This window comes from Kitasatospora sp. NRRL B-11411, assembly GCF_000721345.1.
In the GTDB taxonomy this organism is placed as follows: Bacteria; Actinomycetota; Actinomycetes; order Streptomycetales; family Streptomycetaceae; genus Kitasatospora; species Kitasatospora cineracea.
On sequence record NZ_JOGH01000045.1, the window covers coordinates 24,642 to 42,684 of the forward strand.

General features: G+C 69.8%; 13 protein-coding genes. 6 read left to right on the forward strand and 7 right to left on the reverse strand.

What is annotated here, in order from left to right; all coding sequences use genetic code 11:
* Positions 1-246 precede the first annotated feature (246 nt).
* On the forward strand, positions 247-1,950 hold the full coding sequence (locus tag IH44_RS0120955) for a hypothetical protein (protein WP_035955831.1): 1,704 nt from the start codon (positions 247-249) through the stop codon (positions 1,948-1,950).
* A 135-nt stretch (positions 1,951-2,085) separates the two neighbouring features.
* Here the strand turns inward: IH44_RS0120955 and IH44_RS0120960 are convergent, their stop codons facing one another.
* Together IH44_RS0120960 and IH44_RS0120965 are read right to left on the reverse strand one after the other, a co-directional pair.
* Complete coding sequence (locus tag IH44_RS0120960; protein WP_232795026.1) at positions 2,086-4,290, reverse strand: NB-ARC domain-containing protein; 2,205 nt, start codon at positions 4,288-4,290, stop codon at positions 2,086-2,088.
* Positions 4,291-4,782: 492 nt separating this feature from the next.
* Complete coding sequence (locus IH44_RS0120965; RefSeq protein WP_157852413.1) at positions 4,783-6,096, reverse strand: MATE family efflux transporter; 1,314 nt, start codon at positions 6,094-6,096, stop codon at positions 4,783-4,785.
* 351 nt (positions 6,097-6,447) lie between these two features.
* Between IH44_RS0120965 and IH44_RS0120970 the strand changes: the two genes are divergently transcribed.
* Both IH44_RS0120970 and IH44_RS0120975 read left to right on the forward strand, forming a co-directional pair.
* Complete coding sequence (locus IH44_RS0120970; protein ID WP_030461187.1) at positions 6,448-6,663, forward strand: heavy-metal-associated domain-containing protein; 216 nt, start codon at positions 6,448-6,450, stop codon at positions 6,661-6,663.
* 658 nt (positions 6,664-7,321) lie between these two features.
* Positions 7,322-8,329 carry a GNAT family N-acetyltransferase gene (locus IH44_RS0120975; protein WP_030461188.1) on the forward strand — a complete coding sequence of 336 codons (1,008 nt, stop codon included), beginning with the start codon at positions 7,322-7,324 and terminating at the stop codon, positions 8,327-8,329.
* A gap of 186 nt (positions 8,330-8,515) precedes the next feature.
* Here the strand turns inward: IH44_RS0120975 and IH44_RS0120980 are convergent, their stop codons facing one another.
* Positions 8,516-9,361, reverse strand: coding sequence for a spermidine synthase (locus IH44_RS0120980; protein ID WP_030461189.1), 846 nt, complete (start codon positions 9,359-9,361; stop codon positions 8,516-8,518).
* Between the two features lie 187 nt (positions 9,362-9,548).
* Here IH44_RS0120980 and IH44_RS0120985 point away from each other — a divergent pair, with 187 nt between their 5' ends.
* Positions 9,549-10,502, forward strand: a complete 954-nt coding sequence (locus IH44_RS0120985) for an alpha/beta hydrolase (protein WP_232795027.1) — start codon at positions 9,549-9,551, stop codon at positions 10,500-10,502.
* Positions 10,503-10,579: 77 nt separating this feature from the next.
* Here IH44_RS0120985 and IH44_RS0120990 read toward each other — a convergent pair whose 3' ends face one another.
* From IH44_RS0120990 to IH44_RS0121005, 4 genes are all read right to left on the reverse strand, one after another.
* On the reverse strand, positions 10,580-11,695 hold the full coding sequence (locus IH44_RS0120990) for an AI-2E family transporter (protein ID WP_232795028.1): 1,116 nt from the start codon (positions 11,693-11,695) through the stop codon (positions 10,580-10,582).
* 542 nt (positions 11,696-12,237) lie between these two features.
* Positions 12,238-12,945, reverse strand: a complete 708-nt coding sequence (locus IH44_RS0120995; RefSeq protein WP_030461192.1) for a glycerophosphodiester phosphodiesterase — start codon at positions 12,943-12,945, stop codon at positions 12,238-12,240.
* Between the two features lie 257 nt (positions 12,946-13,202).
* A complete protein-coding gene (locus tag IH44_RS0121000) occupies positions 13,203-13,616 on the reverse strand; it encodes a molybdopterin-binding protein (RefSeq protein WP_030461193.1) in 414 nt (137 codons plus the stop codon).
* Positions 13,617-13,982: 366 nt separating this feature from the next.
* Positions 13,983-15,350, reverse strand: a complete 1,368-nt coding sequence (locus IH44_RS0121005; RefSeq protein ID WP_030461194.1) for an ROK family transcriptional regulator — start codon at positions 15,348-15,350, stop codon at positions 13,983-13,985.
* 84 nt (positions 15,351-15,434) lie between these two features.
* Between IH44_RS0121005 and IH44_RS0121010 the strand changes: the two genes are divergently transcribed.
* On the forward strand, positions 15,435-16,631 hold the full coding sequence (locus IH44_RS0121010) for an MFS transporter (RefSeq protein ID WP_030461195.1): 1,197 nt from the start codon (positions 15,435-15,437) through the stop codon (positions 16,629-16,631).
* A gap of 417 nt (positions 16,632-17,048) precedes the next feature.
* Positions 17,049-18,035, forward strand: a complete 987-nt coding sequence (locus IH44_RS0121015; RefSeq protein ID WP_232795029.1) for a deoxyribonuclease IV — start codon at positions 17,049-17,051, stop codon at positions 18,033-18,035.
* Positions 18,036-18,043: the final 8 nt, after the last annotated feature.

Below are 18,043 nucleotides of genomic sequence, written 5' to 3' on the forward strand. Positions count from 1 at the left end.
GGCTCCGTCAGGACCACCTTCCGCACTCCAGTAGCCTTCAGAGGGAACCCGAAAGATGCGGAGAAACAGGTGGTGAGTGCCTTGTCTCAACCCCTCCGATCCGCTACAAAGTGCCGCGAACCGCGAACCGCGAACCGCGAACCGCGAACCGCGAACCGCGAACCGCGAACCGCGAACCGCGAACCGCGAACCGCGAACCGCGAACCGCGAACCGGATACCATCGCTCGCAGGGGCGGAGGTGTCCGGTGGACTTCGATAGGCGCATCCTCGTACCGGTCGGCCCGGATGCCTCACGCTGGCGGACCTTCGACAGCGAGCGCACCGTAGCGGTCGCGGCCCGAACGGTGACCTCCCTCGTTCGCGTTCTGGAAGTCCTGCCCGATCTGCTGGGCAATGATCCCCGGTTGGCGGTCGTATTCGCCCACGATCCCACCTCCGCCTTCGGCGAAGGCGTTCCGGAACTGCTCCGCTCCTTGCGCTGCCGTACTCTGCCGTGGGCCCAACTCTCTGAAGCGAAGCCTGATCTGATGGTCTCCGCGAGCGAGAACATCGGCGTTCCACCCGGCGACTACCCGGTACTCGTCCTCCCACATGGTGTCGGCTTCCAGAAGCTCGTTCCGGATTCGGCGTCGTCGGGTACCCGGCTCTCCGGCCTGGTCTCGGAAGGGTTGCTGGCGGCACGCCGGGCCTGGCTCGCCGTGTCGCACCCCGATCAGGAGAGCCAACTCGCCGCCGCTCACCCGGCCACCGTGGGCCGGACCGTGCTGGCGGGCGACCCGTGCCTGGACCGTCTGCACGCCGGCTTGCGCTGGCGAGACCGCTACCGCTCTTCGCTCGGGGTCGAGCCCGGGCAACGGTTGGTCTTCATGACGTCCACCTGGGGTCCTGGCTCGCTGATCGGCCGTCACCCCGATCTCCCCGCCCGGCTGCTGGCGGAGCTGCCGGCTGACGAGTACCGGCTCGTCCTGGTACTGCATCCGAATGTCTGGTCCGGCCACGGAGCCTGGCAGATCCGGGTGGCACAGCGTTCGGCGCTGGCCGCCGGTGCGCTGTTGATCGACCCGACGGCGGGTTGGCAGCAGGCGTTGACTGCTGCCGATGTGGTGGTCGGCGATCACGGTTCGGTGACGCTCTACGGAGCTGCGCTCGGCAGACCCGTCCTCTTGGCCGCTTTCGGGGAGGAGGCGGTCCCCGGGACGGCCGGACACGCACTCCACCGCTCCGTGCCGCTGCTCGACCGCTCGGCTCCGTTGCGCCCGCAGATCGATGCGGCGCTCTCGGGCCACCGCCCCGATCTGCTCGCCGCTGTCGCCAGGTGTGCGTTCATGGAGCCGGGATCGTCCTTTCCGAAGCTCCGCCAGTTGCTGTACCAACTGCTGGAACTGGCCCCGCCGACAGCGGCGGGTGGCCGACCGATGGCTTTTCCGCCCGTACCGCAGCCTGGTGCCGAGGTATCCACCTCCTTCTACGTCGAGACGACGTTTGCCGGTGCTGATACGTCGCCTTTCCTTGTATCGGTGCGCCGCTACCCGGCAGCCGTACGTGAACCGGATGAGGAGTCGGAGCAGACCTTCTGGCATCTTGCGAGCGACACCGAGGAACCCGATACGCACCTCACCGACAGCGCCTCCGTGTTGGTCTGTCGGCGCCCGTCCGCCTCGCTCGACGCCGCCCACCGCCGGATCACCGAACTCCGGGCCCACTACGCCTCTCTCCTGATCGCCGCTTCGCTGCCCGATGGCGCTCTGGTCGATCTGGCGGGCGGGCCGCGGTTCGCGGTGCGTTCCGCCGACGGGGCACCGCTGGCCCCGGGTCAGGCTTCCGCCGCGCTCTACACGGTGCTGCGCGTCAAGCTCCACCCTGAACTGCTCGATCACTGCGGCCTCCTGCTGGATCTGGGCTCGCACTGTCGCGAGCTGACGATCCGAAAGGTGCCCGAGCCGCACTGAGCCCACACCCGAAAAGGGCGAAGCACACGTCAAACCAACCAAGTGGATATTTCTGGAGTTCCATCCGGTCGACCCGAATGTCCATCAGCAGCATGATTTCCTGGAGAAAATCCGGAGAGCGACGGAGAGCGGGTTTCACCCCGCAAGTCGTGCCTGCAGCTCTACTGCCTTCGGATTTCCGTTCTCCCGGTAGATGGTCAGGGCGCGTTCGAGCAGTTGTTGCTGTTCGCCGCTGTCTTCGACCAGCTCCACGAGGGCTTCGATCGCTTCCGCCTCGTAGTGGAACGCCCGCTGTTCCCTGAGCACACCGACTGCCTGCCCCAGCGTCGTCCGGGCCTCCTCCGTCGCACCGGCCAGCGCTTGGGCGCGCCCCAGGTCGGCCAGCGCCCTGGCCGCCATACGCCGGTCCGGCGCCGGTTTCCCGTCGGCTCCGGTCAGGCCGAGGAACTCCTCGTGCACGGCGCGCAGTTCCCGTTCCGCCTCGGCAGCCCGCGCGCCGTCGACCCCCCGCTCCGGCATCCCGGCCGCTCCGCCGGCCGCAACCAGCAGCGCCCGCCCGAGGAAGTACCGAGCGAGGGCTGCGCCACGCGTCTCACCGGCCCTCTCGTTGAGTTCCAGCGACTCCCGGTAGGCGGCGGCCGCCCGTTCCGGATCCCGCCGGTCCCAGTAGCGCCCGAGGAATTCCCGCACCGAGCCCGGCAGCACCGGGTGCCCCGAGCGGTCGGCCAGGTCGATCGCGGTTTGCAGTTCCGCGAGCGCGCGGTCGTCCTGGCGGAGGTCCAGCAGCGGGCGGGAGAGCATGCTGCGTAGCCGGGCTTCGGCCGCAGGCTGGTGGTCGCGGTGGGCCGCGTCCGCACCGAGAGCCAGGGACTCCCGCCAATCGGCGAGGTGACGGTGGTGGAGGAACAACACGGTCAGGGCTTCGGCGAGTTGCCACGCCTGTCGATCGAACCCGAACCGAACGGCCGCACGCAGCACAGCCATCAGGTTCGGCCGCTCGGCCTCAAGCCACTCGATCGCATCGCGGTCCGGCGTGTCGGAGGCGGCGAAAGGCGAGTGGTCCACGAGCACGTCGAGCCGGTCGGCGGGCTGCTGCAACGCCTCGCCGACGTCGAGGATGCGCAGCCGGTCCGCCCGAACGGTCAGGTCCGCGAGTGTGACGAGTGCCAGGTAGTGAGCGGTCACCCGTTGGACGACCTGTCGCTCGGCCTCCGGCGGATCGGCCTCCCGCGCCGTCTCCTGGGCGTGCAGTCGGACCAGGCTGTGCAGCCGGTAGCGTCCGTCGTCGGTGCGGTGGACGAGGTGCGCGCCGGCCAGATCCGCCAGGAGCCTGGCACTGGTCCCTGCGTCGAGGACGGCCGCGGCCGCGACAACGCCGGAGTCGAAGCTGACTCCGGGCAGGTCGCCCAGGACGCGGTACAGCCGTGCCGCGGGTTCGGCCTGGTCGCGGTACGCCAGGCTGAGTGTCGCGGAGACGCCGGTGGAGTCGGGGCCCTGGACCGTGAGCCGCCCGAGGCGTTGGCGTTCGTCGGCGAGTTGGTCGGCCAACTGTGCGAGCGTGAGCCGGTCGCTGTGCAGGCGGGCGGCAACGATGCGCAGCGCGATCGGAAGGCCGCCGCAGAGTTCGGCGAGCCGGTCGGCGGAGCCGGGATCCGCTTCGACGGCTGCGCGTCCGCAGAGCTCGCCGAGCAGTTCCTTGGCGGCGGCCCGGTCGAAGACGTCCAGTTCGACCAGTTCGACATCGTGCAGGGCGAGTTCGCCGAGCCGCCGGTTGGAGGTCGCCAGGACGATGCTGCCTTCGCCCTTGGGGATCAGACTGCGGACGTGGCCGGGTTCGGTGACTTCGTCGAGCACCACCAGCAGCCGCCGGTCGCGGGAGACGCTGCGGAAGGTGTTCTCCAGTTCGGCTGTTCCGCTGCCGATCTGTTCATCGGGCACGCCGAGGGCGCGCAGGCACATCGTGAGCGCCTCGGACAGGTCCGCACCGGCTGCGGAACGCAGTTTGGTGAAGTCGACGAAGAGCTGGCCGTCCGGGAAGTGCTGCTGGTTGTCGTGCGCCCAACGGTAGATCGTGGCGGTCTTGCCGATGCCGGGCATGCCGTTGAGCACGGCGCTGGCTCCCTCGGCCAGCAGCCCGTCCAACCGGGCCAGATCGGCGCGACGGTTGACGAAGCGTCGGGGCGGCTTCGGTACCTGATCGGGCCTGGTACCCAGGGTCGGAGCCGTCGCGTAGTGGAAGGTGATGCCTCCGTGCACGGTGCCGACCTGCATCGAGGTGCCGTGCACGGTGCCCGACATCGTGTTGTCGACCCGCGCCGCCGAGATGCCCTCGCCGTCCACCACGCCGATCGTCCCCACTCTCTCCGCACCGGCTCGTCGGCTGCCACGCCCCCGAGTACCGCTGCGGTCCCGGCTGCACGGACCTCGCGGCTGCTGGCAGACTGCCACGGTACTGGAGATCCCCCTGTCGATCCTCGGATTCGCCGGAGCGGGTCACCGGTTCGTCCCCGGTGGAAATCATTTTTCGACACCCAGTGGGTGAGCTGCCGCAGGTACTACTGCCACTCCCCGATCCGTACGCCGCCGAGCACGCGGCTTCCTGGTGCACCGACATCTCCCACCGCCTGCGCACCTCCTGCAACAGCAGCCACTTCGTCGTCCCCGACGCCGGGCCCGGGCAACGGCTCGGTACCATCAGACTGAAGAAGACCGACTGGCCGGCCCGAGTGAGCGAGGATCGCCTGGGCTGTCCGGCAGGTCACGCGATACTGGACAACTCGGAAACCAGCGCGCCCTGTTCGGTATCGGGCGCCCGTCAGCGGCTACGAACCGTCATCGACGCAGGACCAGGAAGCGTGCGCTGAACCAGAGCCCGCCGAATCCGAGCACGTTGCCAGCGGCTATCAGCTTCGCCAGTTCTCCGGCGTCCACGGGCCCGGGTATGAGGAACGCGGCGGCCAGCATCACCGTGAAGTACACGACGTTCAGCAGGAAGGCCGCTCCCGCCCGGCCGATCTGCTCCAGATAGCTGAGCAGTGCCAGTGTTCCCCCGAAGAGCACCAGGGTGGGGCCGACCCAGGCGAAGTAGTCGGCTGCGACAGCGGCAGCGGCCCGGTCCGTGGTCAGCGCTCGGGCGAGCGGCTCCCGCAGCAGGAACGCCGCCGCACCGAGCAGGAAGTACGGAGGGACCGACAACCGTAGGGCCGTGACCAGGCCCGCGTAGTTGATGCCTCGTCGGTTCGCGCCCGGACGCAAGGTCACCGCGACGGCCGTACCGGAGCCGACAGCCATGGCGATCACCATCAGCAGCGCGACGGCCATCTGCCCGAGGGCGAACCCCGCGACCTCGGTCCGCCCGGCCTCGCGCAGCACCCGCAGATAACCGAAGGTCACGGTGGACAGCAACAGGAACGTGCCCGCCACCGGCGCTCCCAGGCCCAGGAGCTCACGCACCGCACCCTGGTCGATGGCCATCCTCGGCCAGGCCACCTGCTCCCGTCGGAGGACGACCGCTACGGACGCGCCGACGATCACGATGGCGGGCAGGCCGCCGATCGGCACGGCCAGCACACCGAGCCCCGTGACCGCGTGGAGCACGATCGTTCCAACGATGGACAGCACAGTGAACAGCACCCCCAGCCACGCAGCCGAACCGGCATGACCCAGACCGCGCAGAACACCCGCGCCCAGGTAGGGAATCAACCCGGCCACCCCGGTCAGAGCGACGGCGACGATGAAGACCAGTACTTCGTGCCGGGCCTCAGGAGCGACCCCGAGCGCCGTCAGGACCGGTCCCGAAGCCACCGTCGCCATGACGGTCTGCAGAACCAGCAGTCCGGCGCCAGCAGCGAAGAACGTCGGCAGTGACTTGAGCGAATCACGCCCCCTTCCGCTCCGTGCGGCAATGCCCGCAGAGACCTGGGCGGCCACCACCAGCCCCTCGGTCACCGCGAGCACGAGGTAGCCGACCGGTGTGTACACCGAGCGGACGTAGAGCGCCTCCGGGCCCAGTCGTCCCAGGAAGGCCACCGTCCAGATCTGCAGCACCAACCCGGACACCAGTCCCAACAGGATGGATACGGCGAATCGCCCGGCTGAAACGTCCAACGATGCGAGCGCGGGCTGCTGCTCCTCGACGGTGGCCACGGTCTTTCCCACCATGCCTCCCCCTCTTGATTGTTCCGACAGCCATCCGTTGGGTGCCGGCGGTATCAACGCGGCAGACCGTAGCGAGAGATTTTTATGATTTCAAGAAATAAATTCTTTCAACCCGTTCGACTCCAACCGGAACCCTGCCCGTCGGCACCACGGCACCGCTCCCGCGGGCGTCACTACCTGCCGTCGGCCACTGGCGAAATCCCATGCAGCACACCACTCATTGGGGTCATCCACCGGCGTGTCCCAGTGCCCCACCCTGCTCGGGTGCGTTGTGCTGTACGGCGTTCTTCGGCCTTGAGTGGCCGCCCGCCGAGTCCCGCATGTTCAACGGAGGTACCCATGTCCACCACTGCCGTCTTCTCTGTCGAAGGAATGAGCTGCGGCCACTGCGAGCGCACCGTCACTGCCGGGTTGACCGCGTTGGACGGCGTCACCAACGTCACCGCCGACGCGAAGTCCGGCCAGGTGACGATCGAATCCGCCGAACCCCTGCTGGACGACCAGATTCGTTCCGCCGTCACCGATGCCGGCTTCGCCCTGGTGGGTCGAGTCTGACCCACCAGCAGGACGTCAACTATCGAAATAACCCTGCGGTTTCTTCGATCTCGCCGCTCCCCTGCTACGCACCCGAAGACGAACCGAAACCCCCTCCGGGCCGGCCTGCCGTCACCCCTCCGGTTACCGCCGCAGGGACCGGGCCAATCCATCTCGGGGTGGAAATCATTACTTCCACCCCTTCGGGTAGTTCTGCGTAACCAGCACACGACCTCGGGAATCACCCGGGTGGCCACCGCATCGCGGCAGGCCGCCCGGGCAAATACCGGCTGCGTCCGCGTCCCACCGGCGAATCGGTTCTCGGATTCCAAGCCGCCCTCGGCGCCGCCATCTCCCCTCTCCCCAGCCCTGCATGATCGAGGGATTTTTGGCCTCGAATAATAATTTGCAGGCGATCTGGCCCTCTCCTAATCTTGGGCATCACTGACAGCGGATCAGGTCTCGCTGCCAGCTTCCTCCGGCGTTTGCTCAGTCAGGTTCCGGGGTCTCACAGTGCCGCGTCTCGAGAGGGGTTCCGCACGATGGTTCCGATAATCCGCAGCCGTTCTGCGGCGCTCCCGGTCGTCTTTCTTCCTGGCCGGTCCGTCCCCGTGTAGCAGTCGCGGCGGATCGCCACGATCGGGTTTGGCGCCTCTCGTTCCTTTCTTCCGGAGGCACTGTGATCTTTCGTCCGATCGTTCCGCGGGAACTCAACACCGTACTGGGGCAGGTCCGACCCGATCCGTCCACCACGATCTCCGCGGAGACCGTTCGCTCACGCCTGGCCACTGGCGAGTACCGCCCCGGTTGGATCTGGGTGGCGGAGCCCGCCCCCGACCGGGCACCGCTGGCCGTCGCCATCTGGTGGGGAAGTCCCGCCGACACCCACCCGAGCAATCTGGACGCGCTGTTCGCCCGATCCGATCCGACCCGAGCCCCCGCCGATCCGTACGAACGTAGGGCCTGGACGTCCAGGGCAACCACCGACCCGCGCAGTGCGATCGCCGCCGCACTGCTGACGGCCGCCCACCAGGTGTTCGCCGCCGATGGGCTGACGCCCCCGCCCGATTACCACCTCTTCCTGCCGCCCGACTGGCGTGATCGCCCCGAGGTCGCCGCTTCGGTGGCATGGCGCCGCAGAGCAGCCGAGGCAGTCGGCTTGCACCTCTCCGCCGAGCGACTCCGCTTCGAACGCGAGACCGACCGTCCCGTTCCGACCCTGTCGGGCCGTCTGCTCTTCACCCCGGAACCCGATGACGAAGTCTTCGTCGATCTGTTCCGCCGGTCCTTGCCGAACAGCATGGACACGATGTCCACTCGAGAAGTACTCCTGATCGGAGCAGAGGCACATGCAAGGCGCGAGGTCGCGTTCTACCGGCAGGAAATGCACGGCAAGCGTTCCTGGTGGCGAATAGTCCGGACGACAACGGGGCAGGTGGTCGGCTTCGCCATCCCCTCGCACAACTCCGTTGTGCCAGTGGTCGGGTACCTCGGTGTCCTCCCCGAATTTCGGGGGCGAGGCTTCGCTGCCGAGATCATCGCCGAGATCACCCGCATCCTGGCCGTCGAGAGTCAGGCCGACGTGATCCGGGCTGAAACCGACCGCTCAAACCACCCCGTGGTCGCCGCTTTCGAGTTGGTCGGCTACCGCAACCGCACGCGCCGGCTGGTCCTGTCCGCCGTCTGATCGGTCGACCGGATTCCCCGGCACGCGCCCGCCACCGACTGCTTGCCCAGCCCGTTTCCCCCACAACCGGCCTTCGGCCTGCGATCCGTCTCGGACCGCACCCCGTCTGCCGTCCCGCCGCCGAAAGGAGCGCCTCCCATCAGGTACGACTTCCAGCACAGTGCCCCGCCACACCACCATTCCGGCTCAGCCCAGCGAGAACGCCCCGCTGGGCGGGGGCGGCGAATCCTCGGCCGTCGCATCCGTGACCGGCTCTGCCGCTTGCTCCGGCGTTTCCGTCAGCCTGGCGGGAAACGGATCGGCAGCGAGCAGCCGGGCCAACTCACTGCTGGGGAGCGGCTCGTCGGAGCCGATCAACAGGACGTTTCCGTAGCGCCGGCCCCGCAGCACTGCGGGCTCGGCCACCAGGCAGACGTGCGCGAAAACGGCCGCGACCGTGGCGGCCTGGGCCTTGGCGAAAGCGAGCGGCGGGCCGTCCGCCAGGTTCGCCGCGTAACAGCCCCCCGGCCGGAGCGCGGCGGCAGCCAGTCGTACGAACTCGACACTGGTGAGGTGCGCCGGCGTCCGCGAGCCGCGGAACACGTCGGCCACCACCACATCGACGCTGGCGGCCGCCACGGATCCGAGCACGGCCCTGGCATCGCCGACCGTCACCTCGATACCGGACGGCCAAGGAAGGTGTTCTGCGATGAACTCGGTCAGCGGACCATCCAGTTCGACCACCTGCTGGCTCGAGCCCGGGCGAGTCTTCGCCAGATAGCGGGGCAGGGTGAGCCCGCCACCGCCCAGGTGCAGTACGTCCAGCGGTTCACCGGAATCCGCCACCACGTCCAGCAGGTGGGCGATCCGCTGTACGTACTCGAATTCGAGGTGCGTCGGGTCCTCGAGGTCGACATACGACTGCGGGGTGCCGTCGAGAGTGAGCAACCAGCCGCCCTCGATGTCGATGTCGGGAATCAGCTTGGCGGTGCCGAGCCCCACCTCGCGCTCCGCCGGCCACGGATCCGCCCCTTCGGCGGTGGGGCCGCTCATCGGTTGGGCTTCCGGGAAATGACGGGGCGAAGAACGATCGACGAAGGGACAGCCATGCGGGCAGCTTAGGCCCCACCAGGGCAGTCTTCCCAAACGAAGGGGGCTACTGACCGGTATGGTCACGGGGGTGGTCCCGCACGGGGTGGTCCCGGGCGGCACGACGGAACAGGAAATGGACGTGGCTGGCGTGGACTTCCGTGAAGACATCCTGGGCGCCCCCTACGAGGCGACGGAGCTCCCGCTCGTCCCGGACGAGGAGGGCGAGGTCAGTGCCACGCTGGTCCGTCGGCTGGTGGAGGGCTCCCGACAGGCAGTGCTGTACTTGCACGGCTACACCGACTACTTCTTCCAGACCCACCTCGCGGATCATTTCACGGCTGCCGGTTTCTCCTTCTACGCCTTGGACCTCCGCAAGTACGGCAGGTCGCTCCGCCCGCACCAGTCCCCGAACTTCGTGACGGATCTCGCCACCTACGACGAGGAGTTGGACGAGGCCGTCCGGATCATCCGGGAGCTCGACGGCCACACCCGGCTCCTGGTGAACGGGCACTCGACGGGTGGGTTGGTGGCAGCCCTGTGGGCGAGTCGACAGGCTGGCCGCGGGCTGGTCGACGGACTGTTCCTCAACAGCCCGTTCCTGTCGATGCCTGCCGCCCCGGCCGTACGGACCCTCGGCGCCCCCGCGCTCGACGCCATCGGGCGGACCGCTCCCACCCGGAAGCTGCCTGCTCCGCTCAATCCGCACTACGTCCACAGTCTCCACCGCGATCATCGCGGCAGTTGGGAGTTCGATCTTGCTCTGAAGCCCGCCGAAGGATTCCCGCTGTTCGCCGGTTGGCTGGCCGCGATCCAGCGCGGCCATCGGAAGGTACGCCGCGGGCTCTCGGTCGACTGTCCGATCCTGCTGATGGCCTCGACCGCCTCCACCGTCACCAACCGGTGGGACCCAGCCCTGATGCGCACCGACGCGGTCCTACGGGCCGACGACATCGTCGCGCTCGCACCGCGTCTCGGCCGACACGTCACCACCGTCCGGATCGAAGGGGGCGTGCACGACCTGGTCCTGTCAGCCGACTCGGCCCGGGCCGAGGTGTTCGCCGAGTTGGACCGCTGGATGACCGCCTACTTCCCGGCCTCCTGACCGTCCGACCGAATTCGGGCGGATCCTGCACGGATACCGGCAGGGCCGCACGCGTCCACACCTGCAGCACGGAACGCTCACGGCTCGATTCGGTGGCGCTTTCGACGGCTGCCGGGCAGTCCCGGGCCCTCCGTCTCACCTCGAAGGACGGACATCACTCCGAGTCCGGCGGCGCTGACCGGCACCGCGAGCAGGGCGCCGATGATTCCGGCGATCCCGGAGCCGGCCACCACCGCGATCATGATGGTGGCGGGGTGAAGTTCGACGGTCCGGCTCTGGATGAGGGGTTGCAGGATGTTCCCCTCGATCGCCTGTACCGCCAGCACCACCCCGAGGGCCCACAGAGCGGTACCCAGTCCGCCGTTCGCGAGGGCCACGAGAACGGCCACCGTTCCTGAGAGGAAGGCACCGACAAAAGGAATGTAGGCGCCCATGAAGACGAGCGCACCGAGTCCGGCCGCTCCGGGCACTCCCAGGGCGAGCAGTCCGATGGAGATGAACGTGGCATCGATCAGCGCGATCAAGGTGGTGCCTCGCATGAAGCCGGCCATCGCCGTGAACGCCTGCTGACCACACGCGATCACCGTGTCGGCGTGCCCGCCCGGGATGAGCTCATGGACCGCGTCGCCGAAACGGTTACCGTCGCGCAGGAAGAAGAACACCAGCGCGAGGGAGAGCACTCCACCGGTCAGCAGTTGGGTGACCAGACCCAACCCGGACAGGACTCCGTTGGCGAGCGAGTCCACCAAGGTGCTCCCGGAGCCGGAGCTCTCCTTGAGCGCGTACTGGATCTTGTCCCCGAACGGCCCCAGCCAGGAGGCGATACGGTCACCCGCCTGCTGGAGACCGGAGGCGATCTGCGGTGCGCTGTTCACCAGGGAGTTGACCAGCAGTGCGATCCCGCCGGTCACCACGAGCACCAGGATCGTGCAGGTCAGTCCGGCAGCCACCCCACGTTTGACGCCCCGACCCACCAGCCAGGGCATCACCGGATAGAGCAGGGCCGTGGCCAGCAGCGCAACCAGCATCGGGATCGTCGCGGCCCGTAGTTCCACCACCACGAAGATGGCGAACGCAGCCACGGTGATGAAGAGGATCACCGCAGCGGACCAAGCCGCAGCCGACCGAACCGACGCGGGCAGCATCTGGGCCGGTCGCCGGTCGTCCAGCCCCGCCCCACCCGCAACGATCACGGGCACTGCCTCCGCAGTCCCCTCATTCTCCGAGGAGGGATGTGCACTTGATGTGGTTTTTCCTGGAAGGCCGTCGGGGACCTCGTCGCCACCACGTCCCGCTGAACTCTCCGACCGCCGGTCTGCGGCTCCTGACCGCCGCTGCGATTGGCCACCTTCACCAGAGCCGCCCCGCGGCCGTTCCGCCCCCGTTGCCCCAGGGCCACCCCCTTCTCCCCTTCCCCCGCCGCCTCCGGCTCCGGCTCCGGCTCCGGCTCCGGCTCCGGCTCCGGCTGCAGAAGGTGCCGGCGGATCCCGGCGTTCCCCCGGGTCCTGCGGGTTCGGAGAGCCCTCTGCCGTCACCGCCACCTCCGCAGCCAACACACCGTCATGATCGTCTTATTTCAACAGACAACGGTCATATCGACGGGCAGGAGCCAACGGCGTGGCGTGGCGACCGGAGCGGCCGACCGATGCCGGGCGGGACCCTGGTTCGGGCGAACGTGCATGCCCTTGCCGGCCCCCGCCCCAGCGGTACTGGTGTGGGCACCGGCGCCCACGGATCACCCCTGGTACTGGTCGATCGTCCGGCGCAGCAGCGCGATTCGGTTGGAGGTCAGCGAGTCGACTCCGAGGGCGAGCATCCGCCGCATGGTGCGCCGCAGATCCACGGTCCAGGTCGCCAGGCCCATGCCGGCGTCGTGGACGGAGCCCACCAACCTCTCGTCCACCAGTCCGAAGGGCGGATTGAGGTAGTCGGGGCGCAGCTCGTCGAGCAGCCGCTGCTTCGGCAGTTGGAGACGGTTCCAGGTCAGGGAGATTTCCGCGCCGGGCGCGAGTTCGCGGATGGCGAGCATGGCCACGACCGACCCGCAGAAGGCGACGCGGTCCGCCATCCCGAGATCGTTGACGACCTTCCAAGTGGCTGCGGCCGGGCCGCTGTCGTCCAGGTCGATCATCAGTTGCGCGCCGTCCGTGGCGTCGATGATCTGCAACGCCTCGGCAAGGGTGGGAATCCGAAGCCCGAGCCCGGGAGTGACTACCTCTTCCAGTTGGTCGAGCGTCACCCGGGCGATCTGACGCTGATCGTTCCACAGCCGTTCGAGAGTGCGGTCGTGCAGCAGCACGGGCACCCCGTCCCGGGTGAGCTGGACGTCGACCTCGACGGCGTCGGCTCCCGCGGCGAGCGCGGCGCTGACCGCCGGCAGGGTGTTCTCGCGGTGCAGGTACGGGTCACCACGGTGGGCAACGGCGCGCACGCGGCTCTTCAACGGGGTCGTCCTCTCGCACGGTCGGGGTACTCACAACGCTGGCCGTCCCACTACCGGTCGGCCACAGGTCTCCGCATCCTAGGCGGCGTCAGTTCACGCCCCGTCCCCGGCCATCGGTACCGCCCGGACGCCCCTGCCCCGGTACCGCCCCCGCCCCCGCCCCCGTCCTCGATTCCTGGCCTGATCAGCGCAGAGTCGAGGACGCCCGAAGGATCGGTCGCGGGTCGACGGAAGGATCCTCTCCGCCAGACCAGACCTCAACGCCGTTCGACCACGACGTTGGTCGACTTGATCACCGCAGTGGCGGGCGCCCCGGGGACAAGCCCGAGTTCCTCCGCCGAGTCACGGCTGATCAGCGAAACCACCCGGAACGGGCCCGCCTGGATCTCCACTTGCGCGGCGACATCGCCCAGGACGACGGCGGTCACGATCCCGGGAAAGCGGTTCCGGGCCGATGAACGCCCCTCCACCTCGCTGTTCTCCGGTCGGGCAAGCTCCCGGGCGAACGCCGCGAGTTCCGCCCCGGCGATGATCCGGTGGCCGTGCTCGTCTCGCGTCGCCGGCAGTCGGCCCGCGTCCACCCATCGCCGCATGGTGTCGGCGCTCACCCCCAGCATCGAAGCAGCCTCGCCGATGCGGTACGGGTGGACGGGCCGGTCGGACATGACCATCGATGCGACTCCCGGGCGATTCAGGAACGAACTGGCAGACCCCGCCATCCTGCCGTACCGAGGCCTCTCCCCACGCACGCCCCACCACCCGCCCGGGCGCCCGCTAGCCCCCGACCGGCCACCCGCCAGCACGGCAGCCTCCACCCTCTGTCCCACCACAGCCCGACCCGCCACATCCGCTTCTCCCGGCCTGCACACTCCGCTGACCGAGGCATCGCAGGCCGACGGCCCCGCACGACAGCAGAACGGCCACGGCACTGCACCACCGCAGCGGGCGAAGGACAGATCGACGGCTCGGCACCGCCGACGCGGCGTCACCGCGCGCCCCACTGCAGCACCCCGCGCAGCGTTCGGCGGAGGCCGGCCTCAGTCGCCGCCGAACAGCTCCCGCCTGACCGCGTCCCCGGCGGTCAGCACGGCTCCCGCCAGAACGGCGCCGCCGCCCGCGGTGCCGGCCCGCACCTCGGTGGCGAGCGGGGAGAGCCGGGAGAGGTGGCGTTCGACACGGCTTGCCAGTTCCGGGCCACCGGCCTGCCCGATCTCGCCGCCCAGCACTACGCATCCCGGATCGAGCACGACGCAGATCGCAGAAGCCCCGACGGCGATCCGCAGCGCCAGCTCGTCCAGGAAGTCATCGGCGCCGGTCTCGACCGCCCGACGGACCACGGCCCCGGCCGCAGGCTCCCGGTCCTCAGCTCCGACACCGGGCTCGGCCTCCGCCCCTGCTCCCTCCTCGGTGCCAGGCTCCGCCCTGAGCCCGTGGCGGGCCGCCAGTTCACAGATCGCCGCGCTCGACACCGTGGAATGGAACCCACCGTCACACTTCTTGGAGTCCGGCAGCCCGATCGTCCCGGGCACGGGCAGGAATCCGATCTCGCCGGTGCCACCGGAGGCCCCGCGCCGCAGACGGCCGTCCAGTATCACGGAGGCTCCGACGCCGTGCCCCAGCCAGATCAGCGCGAAGTCCCGCCGGTCCTTGGCCGCACCGATGCGGTGTTCGGCGATTCCGGCGAGATTCACCTCGTTCTCGAGGATCACCTCCGTCCCGGGGCGGGAGCGCAGGGCGGCGAGCAGTTTGGTGTGCCACTCGGGCAGCTTGCCGGAGTTGTTGAGCGTGCCCGTCGCCGGGTTGACCAGGCCGGGAGCGCCGACGGCCACGGTGTGCAGTTCCCCCGCCCCAGCCTCGGCCGCGGTGGCGAGCAGCGCCTCGACGGTCCGTTCCACCAGCAGGTCGCCGTCCGTCGTCACGACGCCCGCACCGCCGCCGCCCGACCCGCCCGATCCACCGGATCCGCACGAACAGCCCGTGCTCTCCGGCGCCCCCGCGTCACTCGATCCACTCGGCTCTTCCCCGTCAACCACAGGAGCAGCAGAAGCAGCAGGAAAGGAGGCGGCGATGGTGGCCGTGCCGAGGGTCCGGCCGGTCAGGTCGGCGACCACCAGGCTGACGCCGCTGGCGCGGATGTCGATGCCGGCGAGGTGCGCACGGTCGGCGACCAGGCCGTACAGGCGGGCGTTGGGGCCGCGGCGCAGTGCGGCGCTCTCCCCGGCGTGGGCGACCAGGCCGCTGCGCTGGAGTCGTTCGAGCAGGTCGGCGACGGTGGGCCGGGATAGTCCGGTCAGCGCGCGCAGGTCGGATGCGGTGAGCGGGCCCCGTTCGAGCAGCAGGTCGAGGGCAAGCCGGTCGTTGATGGCCCGGGCGGTGCTCGGCGTGGCGGTGCGAGCGGTCGTCATGAGCCTGCATCCTTCCAGAGGTTTCTATCAGGCAGGGTCCCTGATAGTTTATCGGCATCCGACCGACCCAAGGGGGAGCCCAGCATGGGCGAGACTCTCAAGGACGTCCGGCGCGCAAGGATGAGCGTGGCGCTGGTGTTCGCCGTTCACGGTGCCGTCACCGGCACCTTCGTCAGCCGCATTCCGTGGATCAAGGACCACCTCGACCTGAGCCCCGGTCAGCTCGGTCTCGCCCTGGTCTTCCCGGCCATCGGCGCGTCGGTGGCGATGCCGCTGGCCGGCCGGATCGTGCACCGCTACGGCGCCCGGACGGCGCTGCAGGGCCTGCTGACGCTGTGGTGCCTGTCGCTGGCACTGCCGGCCCTCTCCCCCCACCTGGCGGTCCTCTGCCTGGCGCTGTTCCTCTACGGCGCGACGGCCGGCATGTCGGACGTCGCAATGAACGCGCAGGGCGTGGAGGTCGAGGAGCGGATCGGCCGGTCGATCATGTCGGGCCTGCACGGCATGTGGAGCGTCGGCGGTCTGGTCGCCTCCGCGTTCGGCGTCCTGGCGGCCCATCAGCACGCGGATGCCCGGGTGCAGTACGCGGTGACCGCGGCGGTCCTGGCGGTGCTCGCCCAGGTGGTGTCCCGCGGAGTGCTGGACGTCCGGCCGACCGCCGGCGAGGAGGCCCCGCCGCGTTTCGCGCTGCCCCCGAAGGAAGCGCTGGTCATCGGCCTGGTCGGGTTCTGCGCGGTGTTCGCCGAGGGTGCGTCGATGGACTGGAGCGGGGTCTACCTCCGCGACATCACCGGTGCCTCCTCCTCCGTCGCGGCCGCCTGCTTCACCGCTTTCGCCGCCACCATGGCCGCGGCCCGTCTGGCCGGTGACGCGGTGGTCCGCCGACTCGGTCCGGTGCGCGCCGTCCGGTTGAGCGGCATGATCGCCACCGCCGGCGGCCTGCTGGTGGTGTTCGCCGACTCCCCGTACGTGGCCATCCCGGGCTTCGCGCTGATCGGCATCGGCATCGCCGTGGTCGTCCCGCTCGCGTTCGCCGCCGCCGGCCGGGCAGGCACCAACCCGAGCCAGTCCATCGCCGGTGTCGCTACCATCACCTACACCTCCGGTCTGGTCGCCCCGGCCGTGGTCGGCGGCATCGCACAGGCCAGCTCGCTCACGGTCTCCTTCATCGCGGTCACCCTGCTCGCCGCCGCGCTGATCCCCTCCGCAACGGCGATGCGCCACCGCAAGCCGGCCGGCGCCCCCGTCGCGGCCTCCAGTTCCTTGGAGCCGACCCGCTGACGGGCCCCACTGCCGGACGGCCGGACAATGGGCGGACGGCCGTCCGTCGAGGGGCGCGGGAGGTCCACTCCCGCGCCCCTCGGCACACCCGGCCCCGGAACCGGCCCCCACCCGACACCCGACCAACAAGGCCACCCGCGCCCGGCCAGACCACCACCTCGCCAAGCAAGCACACAACAGCCCGTCACCCCCTGCCACGGCCTATCGCCCCGTCAGCACCGAGTTCCAGCACCGTCCTACCGAGCTCCAAACCGGGCACTTTCACAACGCACTCGACCGACGCCGACGACAGCTCCCCCACCCACGCGAACCACCGCAAGCAACAACCCCAAGCACCAAGCCCCGAGCCCCGAAGTACCGGAATCGTGCCGACCCCGGTGAGCTGCGCCTCCGTCCTGCCGTGCGATGCTCCTGGTCATGGATCCCGCCCCGCGCAACCCGATCGGTGCCCACGTCCCCGTCGCCGGGAAGGGCCTGGTGGGCACGGGGCTGGCCTACGCCGAGAAGGTCGGGGCGGAGGCAGTGCAGGTGTTCGTCGCCAACCCGCGCGGCTGGGCGACCCCGGCCGGGAACCCCGCGCACGACCTGGCCTTCCGGGCGGCCTGCACCGAACGGGGCATCCCTGCGTACGTGCACGCGCCGTACCTGATCAACTTCGGCTCCGACTCGGCCGCGACCCGGGAGCGTTCCGCCGAATCGCTGACGCACTCCCTCCACCGCTCGGCCGCCATCGGCGCCCTCGGCACGGTCGTGCACACCGGGTCCGCGCTCTGCGGCACCCGTGCGGAGGCGCTCGCCCAGGTCCGCGACCAGGTGCTGCCGATCCTGGACGGCCTCGACCGGTACGGGGCCGACGCCCCGTGGCTGCTGCTGGAGCCGACGGCCGGCCAGGGCAGCTCGCTCTGCTCCCGGATGGACGACCTCGCCGCCTACCTGGACGCCCTCGACCACCACCCGCTGGTCGGCGTCTGCCTGGACACCTGCCACGCCTTCGCGGCCGGCCACGACCTGGCCGCACCGGACGGGGTCGAGGAGCTCTTCGAGTCCCTGCACCGCGCGGTCGGCCCCAGACGCCTGCGACTGATCCACGCCAACGACTCGCAGGACGTCGCGGGTGCCCGCAAGGACCGCCACGAGAACATCGGGGCCGGCCACATCGGCTCGGCCGCGTTCGAGGCGCTGCTCGCCCACCCGGCCACCGCCGGTATCCCCCTGATCATCGAGACGCCGGACGGCCGCCACGACCCCGCCCGGATCGAGGGCGCCCGCCACGCCGCCGACATCGCCCTGCTCAAGCGACTGCGCCGCCCTGCACCGCTGCACCGCCCCACCCCGCCGAACCGTCCGTCCCGCCCGCGGCCCACGGGCGCACCGCTGGACGGCGCGACTCCCAGCGCGGGTTAAGCTCCCCG